At 61.2% G+C, this 12,766-nt stretch carries 14 protein-coding genes; 2 read left to right on the top strand and 12 right to left on the bottom strand.

Features of this window, described 5'->3' with window-relative positions; all coding sequences use genetic code 11:
- Positions 1 to 15 precede the first annotated feature (15 nt).
- Positions 16 to 669, top strand: coding sequence for a DUF1028 domain-containing protein (locus tag AB8A23_RS16595; RefSeq protein ID WP_439058905.1), 654 nt, complete (start codon positions 16 to 18; stop codon positions 667 to 669).
- Positions 670 to 680: 11 nt separating this feature from the next.
- Here AB8A23_RS16595 and AB8A23_RS16590 read toward each other — a convergent pair whose 3' ends face one another.
- The 7 genes from AB8A23_RS16590 to AB8A23_RS16560 all read right to left on the bottom strand — a co-directional run bounded on the left by AB8A23_RS16590 (position 681) and on the right by AB8A23_RS16560 (position 7,153).
- On the bottom strand, positions 681 to 1,829 hold the full coding sequence (locus AB8A23_RS16590) for an ABC transporter ATP-binding protein (protein ID WP_439058907.1): 1,149 nt from the start codon (positions 1,827 to 1,829) through the stop codon (positions 681 to 683).
- Entirely contained in the window at positions 1,813 to 2,628 is an 816-nt protein-coding gene (locus AB8A23_RS16585; RefSeq protein ID WP_439058909.1) for an ABC transporter permease, read from the bottom strand. The genes AB8A23_RS16590 and AB8A23_RS16585 overlap by 17 nt, the downstream gene beginning before the upstream one ends.
- Entirely contained in the window at positions 2,625 to 3,479 is an 855-nt protein-coding gene (locus tag AB8A23_RS16580; RefSeq protein WP_093762116.1) for an ABC transporter permease, read from the bottom strand. Before AB8A23_RS16580 ends, AB8A23_RS16585 begins: the two co-directional genes overlap by 4 nt.
- 78 nt (positions 3,480 to 3,557) lie before the next feature.
- Positions 3,558 to 4,595, bottom strand: coding sequence for an ABC transporter substrate-binding protein (locus tag AB8A23_RS16575; RefSeq protein ID WP_439058911.1), 1,038 nt, complete (start codon positions 4,593 to 4,595; stop codon positions 3,558 to 3,560).
- Between the two features lie 175 nt (positions 4,596 to 4,770).
- Positions 4,771 to 5,181 carry a RidA family protein gene (locus AB8A23_RS16570; RefSeq protein WP_089264770.1) on the bottom strand — a complete coding sequence of 137 codons (411 nt, stop codon included), beginning with the start codon at positions 5,179 to 5,181 and terminating at the stop codon, positions 4,771 to 4,773.
- An 11-nt stretch (positions 5,182 to 5,192) separates the two neighbouring features.
- Complete coding sequence (locus AB8A23_RS16565) at positions 5,193 to 5,696, bottom strand: flavin reductase family protein (protein WP_439058912.1); 504 nt, start codon at positions 5,694 to 5,696, stop codon at positions 5,193 to 5,195.
- Positions 5,693 to 7,153 (bottom strand): 4-hydroxyphenylacetate 3-hydroxylase family protein, encoded by a 1,461-nt coding sequence (locus AB8A23_RS16560; protein WP_089264772.1) that lies wholly within the window; start codon positions 7,151 to 7,153, stop codon positions 5,693 to 5,695. The genes AB8A23_RS16565 and AB8A23_RS16560 overlap by 4 nt, the downstream gene beginning before the upstream one ends.
- A 91-nt stretch (positions 7,154 to 7,244) precedes the next feature.
- On the opposite strand from AB8A23_RS16560, the gene AB8A23_RS16555 reads away from it, so the two are divergent.
- Complete coding sequence (locus AB8A23_RS16555) at positions 7,245 to 8,192, top strand: LysR family transcriptional regulator (RefSeq protein ID WP_439058914.1); 948 nt, start codon at positions 7,245 to 7,247, stop codon at positions 8,190 to 8,192.
- Here the strand turns inward: AB8A23_RS16555 and AB8A23_RS16550 are convergent.
- The 5 genes from AB8A23_RS16550 to soxC all read right to left on the bottom strand — a co-directional run bounded on the left by AB8A23_RS16550 (position 8,160) and on the right by soxC (position 12,744).
- Complete coding sequence (locus AB8A23_RS16550) at positions 8,160 to 9,089, bottom strand: 2-hydroxyacid dehydrogenase (protein WP_439058916.1); 930 nt, start codon at positions 9,087 to 9,089, stop codon at positions 8,160 to 8,162. The genes AB8A23_RS16555 and AB8A23_RS16550 overlap by 33 nt on opposite strands.
- The gene (locus AB8A23_RS16545; protein ID WP_439058918.1) at positions 9,086 to 9,541 is read right to left on the bottom strand and encodes a type II 3-dehydroquinate dehydratase; all 456 of its coding nucleotides are present in this window, start codon (positions 9,539 to 9,541) and stop codon (positions 9,086 to 9,088) included. Before AB8A23_RS16545 ends, AB8A23_RS16550 begins: the two co-directional genes overlap by 4 nt.
- 775 nt (positions 9,542 to 10,316) lie before the next feature.
- Positions 10,317 to 10,706 (bottom strand): c-type cytochrome, encoded by a 390-nt coding sequence (locus AB8A23_RS16540; RefSeq protein WP_439058919.1) that lies wholly within the window; start codon positions 10,704 to 10,706, stop codon positions 10,317 to 10,319.
- A 72-nt stretch (positions 10,707 to 10,778) separates the two neighbouring features.
- Positions 10,779 to 11,480, bottom strand: coding sequence for a c-type cytochrome (locus AB8A23_RS16535; RefSeq protein WP_439058921.1), 702 nt, complete (start codon positions 11,478 to 11,480; stop codon positions 10,779 to 10,781).
- Positions 11,464 to 12,744, bottom strand: coding sequence for a sulfite dehydrogenase (soxC, locus tag AB8A23_RS16530; protein WP_231080237.1), 1,281 nt, complete (start codon positions 12,742 to 12,744; stop codon positions 11,464 to 11,466). Before soxC ends, AB8A23_RS16535 begins: the two co-directional genes overlap by 17 nt.
- Positions 12,745 to 12,766: the final 22 nt, after the last annotated feature.

Below are 12,766 nucleotides of genomic sequence, written 5' to 3'. Positions count from 1 at the left end.
TGCGGGAGCATCACGATGACCTATTCCATCTCGGCACGTTGTCCGGAGACCGGCGCGTTCGGCATTGCCATTACGTCGTCCAGCATTGCCGTGCCGGCGCGCTGCGCCTGGGTGGGACCGCTCGGCCTCGTGGTGTCGCAGAATGTCACTGATCCGTCGCTTGGCCCGACTGGCCTCGCACTGCTGCGTCAGGGCCTTGGCGCCGGTGCGGTGCTGAGCAATCTGACACAAGGCACGCCGCAGCCCGCATGGCGACAAGTCGGCGTGATCGATCGCTACGGCCAGGTGGCGTGGCATTCCGGCGCGCAGGCGCTGCCGATCGTTGGCATTGCGCAGGGCAATGGTTGTCTCGCGATGGGCAATCTGCTGGTCGATGAAAAAGTCCCGAGCGTGATGATCGCAAAGTTCGAAGCTACGGCCGGACAGCCGCTGGCGGAGCGATTGCTGTCGGCGCTGGAAGCCGGTCTCGACGCCGGCGGCGAGACCGACGACGAACATGCGGCGGGCCTGCATGTCGCCCACATGTTTGACTGGCCGGTGGTCGACCTGCGTGTCGACTGGCACGACGCTCCGATCGGTGAACTCCGCGCGCTGTGGGAGCGCTACCGGCCGCAGCAGAAGGACTATATCGCGCGCGCGATGAATCCGGGCGCTGCGCCGTCGTTCTAGACGCGACCGCCTCACGCCGCCTCACCCGGCGGAAACGCCACGATATCGTCGGAGCCGATGGTCAATCCGATCTCGGCTCCGACCGGACAGGACGACAGCGCCGCAATGCCCGGCGAACGCAGCAGGATGCGCTCGCCCGCACTGCCGGGCGCGTCGATATAGAGATCGACATGACCGCCTTGAAACACCTGCGTCGTCACGGTGCCGGGCAGCGATCCCGAAGCGCCGCGCGACGTGACGGCGAGATGCTCCGGCCGCACGAAGACATCCACGGCATCGCCGATCGAAAGCGCGGCAATCGGCGCCGCAGGAACGTCGGCGCTGATGTCGCCGACCGAAACGACCGCGACATCGCCGCGCTTCTCGACAAGGCGCCCGTTGAGGATATTGGCATCACCGACAAAGGACGCGACGAAGCGATCGGCCGGACGGCGATAGATATCGTCGGGTGCCGCGATCTGGCGGATGCGCCCGGCCGACATCACCGCGATACGATCCGACATCGACAGCGCCTCACCCTGATCATGCGTCACGAAGATCGTGGTGACGCCGAGCTCGCGCTGGATCTGCTTGAGCTCGACCTGCATCGAGCCGCGCAGATTCTTGTCGAGCGCCGAGAACGGCTCGTCGAGCAACAGCACCTTCGGCTTGATCACCAGGGCCCGCGCAAGCGCGACGCGCTGCTGCTGACCGCCTGACAGCTGTTTGGGCTTGCGGTCGGCAAAGCCTGACAGCTTGACCAGCGCCAGCGCCTCGTCGACGCGGCGCGCGATCTCCTTCTTTTCGACGCCACGGGTCTTCAATCCGTAAGCCACGTTCTTGGCGACGCTCATATGCGGGAACAGCGCGTAGTTCTGGAACACGATGCCGATCTCGCGCATATGCGCGGGCGTTTCGGTGACCAGATCGCCATCGATGAAGATCTCGCCATTATCGGCTTCGAGGAAGCCGGCAACCAGATTGAGCAGCGTCGTCTTTCCGCAGCCGGATGGGCCCAGCAAGGTCATGAACTCGCTCGGCCGGATCTTCAGCCAGGCCTCATGCAGCGCCATGGAATCGCCGAAGCGCTTGGTGACGCCGTCGAGCTGTACCGCCGGACGGATCTTGTCGCTCGCCGCGGCTGGCGTGTGTGCCGTCATTGGATCAGTGCGCATCAACATTCAGGATTTTCCCGAGGCCCAGGAAGGAATTTGCGATCGTGAGCAAAGTCGCCGTCACGACGATGTAGATGACCGACAGTGCGGCCAATGTGGGATCCGCGAATTCGCGGACGTAATTATACATGGCGACCGGCAGCGTCTGCGTGGCCTGGCTGCTGACGAACAGCGTCGCCGTGAATTCGTTGAACGACAGGATCGCGGCGAACAGCCAGCCGCTGAGCAAGCCCGGAATCAGCAGCGGGATCGTCACGGTAAACAGGATCCGCAGCGGCGTGGCACCGAGACTGGACGCGGCCAGCTCCAGGCGCGTGTCGAGATTTTCCAGCGAAATGTAAGTGCTGCGCATCACGAAGGGCAACACCATCACCACATGGGCGAAGATGACGAGCGGAAAGCCGCGTCCAATCCCCGTCTGCGAGGCGAGGATGAGAATGCCAAGACCGACGGTGTAATGCGGGATGATCAGCGGAGACAGCAGAATGCCTTCGAGGAAATCCCTGAGCGCGAATTTATAGCGATGAATGGCAAAGGCAAAGGCCGATCCCACGACGACCGCGATGCTGGATGCCCAGACCGTCACGGTCAGGCCATTCCAGAACCCCTTCGCGAAATCGGCATAAGAGAAAGCGCGATAGAACCAGCGCAATGACCAGGACTGCGGCGGAAACTGCAGGATCGCGCGATCGTTGAAAGCCGAGATCGCCACGACGACGCCGGGCAACAGCACGAAGAGGAGAATGACGGCGACGAGGACGCGGCCCGACCAGCGCAGCGCGAGGGTTGCAGGTGAGCGCTTCATGTGGTGCCCGCCATACGTTCGAGCGGGCTCGCGGCTTTCTTCAGCAGCGCGATCACAGCCAACGACAATGCGAGGCCGATGATGGAGAGGCTGGCGGCAAAGGGAAAGTTGAACGACGAGAAGCCAAGCTGATAGATCAGCGTCGACACGGTGGCGACGCGGCCGCCGCCGATCAGCTGCGGCGTCGCAAACGCGCTGAAGGTCCAGGCAAAGGCGGTCGAGAAGCCGGCAACGATGCCGGGCATCGACAGCGGCAGCGTGATGGTCATGAAGATGCGGATCGGGCCAGCGCCGAGACTTTCGGCGGCTTTCTCGTAATTGCGGTCGATATGCGACAGCGCCGCGGCCAGCATGATGACCATGATCGGCATGGTCACATGCACCAGCGCCGCAATCACACCGCCCGAGGTAAACATCATGCGCAACGGGCGATCCACCAGGCCGAGCTTGAGCAGCAGCGTGTTCAGGAAGCCGTTATTGCCGAGCACGATCATCCAGGAATAGGTCCGTACCACCTCGCCGAGAAACAGCGGCGTGACCGACACGATCAGGATGAAGGAGCGTAGCGCGGAGCTGTTGGTGCGCGTCAACGCATAGGCTAGCGGATAGGCAAGCAGCAGCGTGAATACCGCCGTTTCAAAACAGATCAGCACCGTATTCCAGAATGCCAGGGCGTAAAGCGGCCGCAGCATGGCTTCGAAATTGGCCCAGGTGAAGCCACCGACTTCGAGCGTGCCTGGAATATAGGCTCGCACACTGTACTGAAAGACAGCCAGCATCGCCGCGATCAGGCCCACAGCAACGAGGCCGGCCGGCGAGACAAACCATCCCAGAAATGGACGTGTGTTCATGGACAAACTCGAAGTGGGCGAACTTGACGTCATGGATCGCGACCCGGCAGTAGCAGCCGGATCGCGACCCGAACTCTTTTACGGAGCCATGATGTTCTCGGTGAACCACTTGCGCCAGGTGCCGGTCTTCTCGGCACGCAGCTTGGCGTCGATCACCAGCGTCTGCTTCGCCCACTGATCCGCGGTCGTGAACACGCCCGGCAGTGCTGCGATCTCGGGCTTGACCTTGGCGTTGTCCACCACCGGGCTGCCCTTCTTCAGTTCGGCGATCTTCGCCTGCACTTCGGGATCGAGCGCGGTGTTGATGAACTTGTAGGCCAGCTCCGCCTTGGTCGAGCCCTTGGTGATGCCCATCGTATCGACGCCGAGCACGGCGCCTTCCTTCGGAATCGCCAGTTTGATCGGCACGCCCTGGGCCTGCATGTAATAGGCGTTCATCGACAGCACGACCTGCACCGGGGTCTCACCCGTCGCGAACAGCTGCTGGCTGTTGGCGTCATTGGTGTAGAACGCCTTGTAGTTCGGCTTCAGCGCCTTCATCTTGGCTTCGCCGACTTCCCAATTCGATGCATCGCCGCCAGAGAGTTTGGCCGCAACCACCATCACATGGCTCGGATCGAAATCGGGCGATGAGATCATGCCCTTGAGCGCGGGATTCCACAGACCTTCCCAGCTTTCGAAGCTGACACCCTTGGGCAACTGTTCGGGCAGATAGCCGATGGTGTAGACATAGGCCCAGGAGCCGATGTGATACGGGCTGATCTTGGCCTGCTCGACCAGATGGCTCGCGTTCGGAATCTTCGCCATGTCGAGCTTCTCGAACAGATTGTCGTTGGCATAGAGCCAGCCGACATGGGCCGTCGTGAAGGTGACGTCGCTCTCGGGCTTGGCAGCAGCGAGCTTGGCCTGATTGAGACGGTCGATCGTGCCGCCGGTGATGTATTCGACCTTCACGCCGGTGTCGGCGGTGAATTTCTTGGCGATTGCTTCATCGATCAGATCGCGGAAACTTCCACCCCAGGTGCTGACTACCAGCTTCTCCTGGGCGGATGCCTGCCCGCCAATCGCGAGCGTCGACAGCAACATCAATGCAGTAAACTTCAAGGCGCGCTTCATCTCGAAACCTCACAAGGATTATGACGTAGAAAGAAAAGCAAACATCGTGCCAGACGATTGATTTACCTAAAGAATTTCCGCCGGACGGGCGCGCGCATCCGCACTCATCGATCATGCGAAGGATGAAGCCGCAAATGTCCGATTGATCTCTGTAGTGCCGGCGAAAAACGCGTCGTTACGCCGGAATTTCCGCGATGATGTCGATTTCCATCAGGTATTCAGGCTTGGCGAGGCCCTGAACGATAATCCCCGTCGAAACCGGATAGACGCCCTTCAGCCATTTGCCGACGACGCGATAGACCGGCTCGCGATAGGCGCGATCGGTGATGTAGATGACGATCTTCACCACGTCCTCGAGCTTGGAGCCTGCCTCTTCAAGCAGCACCTTGGCGCATGTCATGGCATTCTCGGTCTGCGCAGCGGCATCGCCGATACCGACGATCTTGCCGTCGAGATCCATGGCCGTCTGGCCGCGCACATAAACGGTGTTGTTGGCGCGCACGACCATGCAGACATCGTTGTCGAGCGACTGCTCGGGATAGGCTTCCTTGGTGTTGAACTTGCGAAAACGCTGATGGGTGGTCATGGAGCAGATCCTCAGGCGGCGAGACGACGGAATGTGCGATCGGAGAAGATCAGGGGCAGCGCAGCTTGGTTGCGAACGTTCAGCACCTCGCCCGCGACGATGCGATGCGAGCCGAAATCGAACACGCTGGCGACGCGGCAATCGAAATTGCACAACGCGCCGTCGAGCGCAGGCGCGCCGGTCAGCAGTTCCGACCAGTCACCGGCAAGAAAACGGTTGTCGCGCAGTTCAGGGATCAACCCGGCGAAGCTGTTGGCAATACGCTCCTGCGTATCAGACAGAATGTTGGCGACGAACACGCCATTGGCCAGCAGCTTTTCGAGATGGCGATTGTCGCGGTGAACGCTGAATACAACCGATGGCGGCTCCATTGACAGCGAACACAGCGACGACACCGTAACGCCCGCGCGGCCCGCCTCGCCATCCGTTGTCACCACTGCCACGCCCGAGGCCGTCATCCGCATGGCGTCGCGGAAGATATCGACCTCGACCAAGGGATGCGCCGCAGCGCTCATGACTTCACCCCGTCGATACGGTCGGACAGCCCGGCCGACTTCTTCACGAAATCCAGCGGCCCGGCAAAGTCGAAGCTGTTATAGACCGCCGCCAGATGATTGAAGTGCGGCGCCTGTGCGAACTGCACGAAGGTCAGGCGATGACCGGCATAGTCGGAGTTCAGGAGATCGCGCGCGAAAGCGAGCAGCTTGCGGCGATCATCGGCCTGCCACTGATCGTTCAGCGAATAGAACTTGTTCAGCCACTTGCCTGATCCCTCCGCCTCGAACGCATCGGCATTCGGAGTGATGCAGATCTGGCCGCCGCACAGCTCGCGGGCGATATGCATCATCGCCGGGAGCTGCGAACAGGCGAATACGCGACCGGCATAGAGCATCGACTGCTGCGGCATCAGAAGGCCGCCCGGGCTCTTCTCCGCCATGGCGATCGAGGCGGTGAGATGCGCATTAATGCCTTCGCGGTAGCAGACGAGATCGGCGAGCTTCTCACGCACCGACTGCAGCTTGTCGAGACCGGTCTGCTTGGCGTTCCACATGGCCGCGCCGATCATCATGTCGGCGGTGTAAAGGAGACGCAGCACATAGGGGAATGCCGAATAGCGATGCAGCGTCGAACGCACGAACTGCGCAGCACGGGTATGGCGATAGAAGAACACGTCTTCCCACGGGATCAGCACGTCGTCGAACACCACCAGCGCCTCGACCTCATCGAAGCGATTGGCAAGCGGATAGTCCTTGGCATTGGCGCTGCTGCGATTGGCGAAGCCACCGCGGCAGATGTGCTTGACGCCCGGCGCACCCATCTTGACGATGCAACCGACCGCATAGTCTGAGAGTTTTTCATTGGCCCAGGCGCCGACAGTCGGCTTCAGATAGGCCTGATCGGCATAGGCCGCAGCGGTCTCGTATTTCGCGCCGCGAATGATGATACCGGCATCGGTCTCGCGGGTGACGTGCACCATCAGGTCGGGATCCTGCTGCTGCGGCGGCAGAGAGCGGTCACCCTTCGGATCGGTATTGGCCGAGACGTGGAAGATGTCCTTCTCGATCACGGCACGGATGTGATGATCGATATTGGCGGCGAAGCGCGGATCGATCTCGGCCAGCACATCGCGCCCGTCGGTCAGCGACCACATTTCGCCGATGGTCTCGTCGCCGACGCGGGTGACCACGCCGCCGATGTCCTTCATCACGTGATCGACGGCCTTGATCTTGTCGTGCCAGTCCTTCTGCTCCGTCGGCGGCTTGTAGAAGACCGAATGTGTCTCGTTGTCTTCAACGTAAGTGAGGTCGGCGGCGTAACGCTCTTCACGCGCCATGTCATACATCCGGGCCTTGACGTCGATGATCGGCTTCAGCGCCGGGTGCGTGGTCACGTCCTTGACGCGCTCGCCATCGATCCAGACCTCGCGGCCATCGCGAATGCCCTGTTTGTATTCTTCACCCGTGCGGATCATTGATCGGCTCCTGTTCGACTGGACGACAGGGTGCCGAAGGGCCTATCATAAGGAAAATATTTTTATGTTTGGAGATGCATAGGAAAACACGATGAGGTTCTCGCTCCGGGCCCTGCGTTATGTGGTTGAGACGGCCGATGCGGGCAGCGTGACAGAAGCCGCCAAGCGCCTGAACGTGTCGCAGCCCTCGATTTCGGCCGCACTCAGCCAGCTGGAGGCCGAACTCGGCGTCCAGATCTTCATTCGCCATCTCGCCAAGGGCGTGACCCTCTCCCCCGCCGGCCAGCGGCTGGTAAACGACGCGCGGCTGCTGCTCGCGCATGCGCGCGATTTTGCCCAGAGCGCCCAATCGCTTGGCAGCACGCTGCACGGCGAGATCGTGGTCGGCAGCTTTTCGACCCTCGCCACACGCTTCATGCCAGGGCTGCTGTCCGGCTTTCGCGAACGGCAGCCGGGCATCTCGGTAAAACTTGAGGAAGGCGACCAGCAGGAGATCATCGACGGGCTGGTCTCCGGACGGACCGAACTCGCGCTGTCCTACTCCTTCGCTGTTCCCGACGAGATCGTCGGTGAGAAATTCTGCGAGCTACCGCCCTATATCGTGCTGTCGGCGGATCACCCTCTGGCAAACCGGTCGTCGATCAGCCTGACCGAAATGCGCGACGAGCCGTTCATCCTGCTGGACCTGCCGCATTCGCGCGACTACTTCGCCAGCCTGTTTACGGCATCCGGTATCGAGCCGCGCATTTCCTTCCGGACCCGATCATTCGAGCTGATCCGCGGACTGATCGGAAATGGCCAGGGATATTCGATCCACAATGCCGTGCCGCGCACCACCATCGGCTACGACGGCAGCCGCGTGGCCGTGGTGCCCATCACCGAAAAGCTTCCGGCCACGCATGTGATGGCGCTGCGTCTGAAACGCCACGCGCTGCGACCAGCAGTGCAGACATTCGCCGACTACGCGCGCGAGGCCTTTGCCGTTGGCGGCCAATTCGCACCGGGCTCAATAGCCCCGGCGCGGGTCGACGCAGCTTAGCAGCTCCTGCCCGGCACGCAGCCGGCGCACATTCTCGCCAATCTGCTGGGCCGCAGAGCCCGGCAGCGCCACCGATGCGAGATGCGGCGTGATCAGCACATTGTCCATCGCCCAGAGCGCGCTGTCCGGCGACAGTGGCTCGGAGGCAAACACATCCAGCGTGGCCTCCGCGATATGGCCCGAACGCAACGCCTCGATCAGCGCCGGCTCATCGACGATGCTACCGCGCGAGACATTGATGAAGACCGCGCCACGCTTCATCTGTGCCAGGCGCTCGGCATTCAGCAGCCCGCGCGTCTGTGGCGTCTGCGGCAGCATGCAGACGAGAATGTCGCTATCGCCCAGGATATCCGGCAACGCGGACAGGCCGGCCGATGTCTCGATGCCCTCCACCGATTTCAGCGTGTTGGACCAGCCACGCACGCGATAGCCTTGCCGGGCGCATTCGAGCGCCGCGGTCAGGCCGAGTTCGCCAAGGCCGAGAATGCCGACCGTGATGGTCTCGGGATCGCGCGGATGAATATAGTGCCAGCGGCGCTCGCGCTGAGCGCGCTCGAAGGCTGGAATGTCGCGCGCATGACGCATCACTGCGAACAACACATAGCCAGCCATCATCCGCGCCATCTTCGGATCGGACAGGCGCGTGATCGGAACCTCCGGCAGGTCGTCACGCCCGACCAACGCGTCGACACCGGCGCCCAGATTGACGACGAGCCCGAGATTGGGAAAGCGCGCAAAGAAGCCATGCGGCGGCTTCCAGACAAGTGCCTGCCGCACGCTGGCGGGGTCAGCGATATCGTCAGCCCGACGAAGATCGATCCCCTCAACGGCGAGCGCCGCACGCCACGTTTTGAAGTCATCGAGGACGCTGTAGAACGCCATCACCTCCGACGTCATTGCGCGGCCTTTTCGGCGATCAGGCGCGACACCGCCGTCAGCGCCAGCTCATAGCCCAGCGCGCCGAGCCCGGCGATGACTCCCGTTGCAGCACGCGACACATAGGAGTGATGGCGAAACGGCTCTCGCTTCCAGATATTGCTCATATGCGCCTCGATGATCGGGCCCTCGAAAGCGAGCAGCGCATCGAGGATCGGGACCGACGAGTAAGTGAGGCCGGCGGCATTGATGACGATCCCCTCGGCCCTCTCCCTCGCCTCCTGAATCCAGTCAACCAGAACGCCCTCGTGGTTGGATTGGCGGAAATCGACGGTCGCACCAAGCGACGCCGCGTGATCCTCGCAGCGCTTCTTGATCGAGACGAAACTTTCGCGGCCATAGGTGCCGCTTTTGTCCAGCCCATAAAGATTGGCATTGGGACCATTGAGGAAATAGATAACTGGAGACGTCATGGCCGCGCTTTCATCTGTCTGGAGGGCAATCGGGTATTCTTGAGAGGCAAGACCGAACCGTGAGAAAATACCAACGAACGAGTGACGTCGGATGATCCCAGATGCTCATCCCGCCGCCAACAGGACGCCTGCAGCTACGCATCGACGCAGCGCATTCGCAATTTGAACCTTAGAGAGAGCCGCTTCGTTGCAGAAATCGAAAGAACCTATGCGGTTCGACGGATTTCAGTATGGTTCAGAGGTTGCTCTTGCCGTAGGTGAAAAGCCCGAAGGCGGCGTCGTCCGTTGCTGGGTAAAAATGTGCGAGGCGACCAATCGAAACCGGCCGAAAAAGTCGGCCCGGACGACATGCGGTGCACGGTCGGCATGCTAGAGCGTTTTCGAGCGAACTCGGTTCTGCTTCGATCAGAACCGAAAAGGCTCTAGTGCATTGGCGCGTGTTTCAAGGAATCCCTGATTTCGCGCCAGATGTTCACACACCAATTTCTCGCTCTTTGGGTCAACACGTTTCTCAAGATTCACTCTCGCTGACGCCCTATCTCCTTCTACGATCAGCAAGAGTCGTGCCAACAATTGAAATGCTGGATCATCCACTCATCGGATGCCGGCGTACCGTGGGCCAATCATCCAACATTCTGAGCATGGTTATCGGGTGACCAGGACACCACCTTCGATGCAATCTCCAGTCTGCCGATCAGCGGCATCTGGCGAAAACTGCAACGATTTTGTCCGGATCATATCAGGCGAGCTGCTCTCTTAAAAAAACGACAGCGCTTTAGCCGCCCTTCTTGCCGTCCGCCGCGAACTGCTTCAGGAACGCGGTGAGATCCTTGATCTCCTGCTCGTTCTTGATGCCGGCAAAGCTCATCTTGGTGCCGGGGATCTTGCCCTTCGGGTCCTTGATATAGTCGGTGAATACCTGATCATCCCAGGTCAGGCCGGAATTCTTGTTGGCGTCGGAATAATTATAGCCCGCGACAGTGCCGGACTTGCGCCCGAATAGACCGTTCAGGATCGGCCCCACGGTGTTCTTCGCGGTCTCGCCGACCTGATGGCAGGCGCGGCACTTGTTGAAGGACTTCTCCCCGGCTGCAACATCCTGCGCCATGACATCAGTCGTCATCAGCGCGAGTGGCAAAGCGAGCAGCGAAAAGCGAAGCGTCATCCTGATCAAACCTCGATTATGGTGATTGTCGTGGCGTGTCTGCGAAGGCGGCAAGTCAAGAATGCTATCGCACTATTCGACCTTGGGGCCGGACTTGCCATCAGGCGTGACGTCGATGGCCATCGCCCGCCCGGTCACCTTCGGTGCCGGCCGGCAATCCTTCATGCATGGGGTCTTGTTCCAGAACTGCTTCTCGGACGTCTCACGATCGTCCTCAAAGAACGCCGCTGCATTCGGCATCTTGATCGACGTGAAGTTCTTCTCGTTGAGTTCGAATGTCTCGTCCTTGACGATCTCGTTCATGCTGAGAATGTAGGCCGTCAGCGCATAGACCTCGTCATTGGTCAGCGACTGCGCATTGCCATAGGGCATCGCGCGCTTGATGTAGTCGAACACGGTGGACAGATCGGGCCAGAACGAGCCAACGGTCTTGTCCGGCCGATCCGCCTTCAATGTGCCCGCGCCGCCGGCAAGCACCGGCCATCGACCGACGCCCTGTCCGAATTCGCCGTGACAGGACGCGCACTTCTCCTGAAACAGATCGTCACCCTGCTTCACAGTGCCCTTGCCGACCGGAAGACCTCGCCCGTCCGGCCGCACGTCGGTGTCCCAGGCCGCGATTTCCTCAGCGGTGGCCGCCCGCCCCAGCCCGAGCTTCGCAGAGGGCTTGACCACGTCGCGGCCCGCCATCTGCTGGGCAGCGCTTGGCGCACTCGTGCCGCCGAGCAGACATGCCGCCAGCACCAGCGTCAGGGCATTAGCCGATTTCGACATTTTCAGTCTCCCCGCCCGAACGCACCAGCCAGGTCTGAATGCCGTTATTGTGGTAGATCGAATTGACGCCGCGCACCTTGCGCAGATCGTCCTTCGACGGCTGCACGTAGCCAGTGGAGTCGATGGCGCGAGACTGGATCATCAGCTCCTGTCCGGTCCAGTCGAAATCCACATAGAAGCGCACGACGGATTTGTCGAAGACCGGGCCGTCGATGCGCGCGGTCTGCCAGTTGCGGCCGCCATCCATCGAAACATCGACGCGCTTCACGGTGCCGCGCCCGGACCACGCGAGCCCGCTCAGCACATTGCGGCCCTTGTGCTTCAATGGCGCCTGCGGCGACGGATTGGTCACCACCGATTTCGCATCCATCACGAATGTATGCTTGCGGGAATTTCCGTCGGCCAGCAGATCCGTATATTTCGACGTCTCCTCGCGGGTCTGCCACGGCTGGTCGCCCGCCTCGATGCGGCGCAGCCACTTGACCCACAGATTGCCTTCCCAGCCGGGAATGACGGCGCGCAGCGGATAGCCCTGCTCAGGACGCAATGCCTCGCCATTCATGGCGAAGGCAATCATGACATCGTTCAGCGCCTTCTCGATCGGCAGCGAGCGGTTCATGCCAGCGGAATCGGCGCCCTCCAGCATCAACCATTTGGCATTCGGCTTCAGCCCGGCCTCATCCAGCAACACTTTCAAAGGCACGCCGGTATACATCACGTTGTGGATCATGCCGTGCGTGAACTGGCAGCCATTGAGCTGACTGCCGCGCCATTCCATGCCGGAATTGGCAGCGCATTCGAGGAAGTACACCCTGTTGATGCGCGGCATCCGCTTGATGTCGTCCATGGTGAACACCAGCGGCTTGTCGACAAGCCCGTTGATCATCAGCCGATGATCGGCAGGATTGATCTCGGCGACGCCGCCGTGATGACGCTCGAAGCACAGGCCGGACGGCGTGACGATGCCGTCGAGTTCGTGCAGCGGCGTGAAGTTGACCGACGATTCAGCAGAAGCCGTCAGCCACGGTACGTCGCGCCGGATCACATTCTTCTCGAATTTCGAGGGAACGCCGTAGGGATGTTTGTCGACGCCGTCGCCGAGATAGCGCTGCCAGTCCTGCACATCCGTAATGAGCGCTTCGGATTTTGCCGTCTCACCCGCGAGCGCCGGAATCGCCGAAAGTGCTGCACCGGCACCGGCCAGGCTTGCCGCGCCGAGAAAGCGGCGGCGATTGAGCGTTTCCGCTGATGTTCGATCAGTCATGCGACAAGCTTTCCTGTCTCTG

Origin of the sequence: Tardiphaga sp. 619_E2_N8_4 (assembly GCF_051810905.1) — a bacterium.
Classification (GTDB): Bacteria; Pseudomonadota; Alphaproteobacteria; order Rhizobiales; family Xanthobacteraceae; genus Tardiphaga; species Tardiphaga robiniae.
This window is presented reverse-complemented; position numbering and strand designations above follow the sequence as displayed.

Coding starts and splice junctions, on each gene's coding strand:
- AB8A23_RS16595 (WP_439058905.1), top strand. CDS start 16: ATGACCTATTCCATCTCGGCACGTTGTCCGGAGACCGGCGCGTTCGGC.
- AB8A23_RS16590 (WP_439058907.1), bottom strand. CDS start 1,829: ATGTTGATGCGCACTGATCCAATGACGGCACACACGCCAGCCGCGGCG.
- AB8A23_RS16585 (WP_439058909.1), bottom strand. CDS start 2,628: ATGAAGCGCTCACCTGCAACCCTCGCGCTGCGCTGGTCGGGCCGCGTC.
- AB8A23_RS16580 (WP_093762116.1), bottom strand. CDS start 3,479: ATGAACACACGTCCATTTCTGGGATGGTTTGTCTCGCCGGCCGGCCTC.
- AB8A23_RS16575 (WP_439058911.1), bottom strand. CDS start 4,595: ATGAAGCGCGCCTTGAAGTTTACTGCATTGATGTTGCTGTCGACGCTC.
- AB8A23_RS16570 (WP_089264770.1), bottom strand. CDS start 5,181: ATGACCACCCATCAGCGTTTTCGCAAGTTCAACACCAAGGAAGCCTAT.
- AB8A23_RS16565 (WP_439058912.1), bottom strand. CDS start 5,696: ATGAGCGCTGCGGCGCATCCCTTGGTCGAGGTCGATATCTTCCGCGAC.
- AB8A23_RS16560 (WP_089264772.1), bottom strand. CDS start 7,153: ATGATCCGCACGGGTGAAGAATACAAACAGGGCATTCGCGATGGCCGC.
- AB8A23_RS16555 (WP_439058914.1), top strand. CDS start 7,245: ATGAGGTTCTCGCTCCGGGCCCTGCGTTATGTGGTTGAGACGGCCGAT.
- AB8A23_RS16550 (WP_439058916.1), bottom strand. CDS start 9,089: ATGACGTCGGAGGTGATGGCGTTCTACAGCGTCCTCGATGACTTCAAA.
- AB8A23_RS16545 (WP_439058918.1), bottom strand. CDS start 9,541: ATGACGTCTCCAGTTATCTATTTCCTCAATGGTCCCAATGCCAATCTT.
- AB8A23_RS16540 (WP_439058919.1), bottom strand. CDS start 10,706: ATGACGCTTCGCTTTTCGCTGCTCGCTTTGCCACTCGCGCTGATGACG.
- AB8A23_RS16535 (WP_439058921.1), bottom strand. CDS start 11,480: ATGTCGAAATCGGCTAATGCCCTGACGCTGGTGCTGGCGGCATGTCTG.
- soxC (WP_231080237.1), bottom strand. CDS start 12,744: ATGACTGATCGAACATCAGCGGAAACGCTCAATCGCCGCCGCTTTCTC.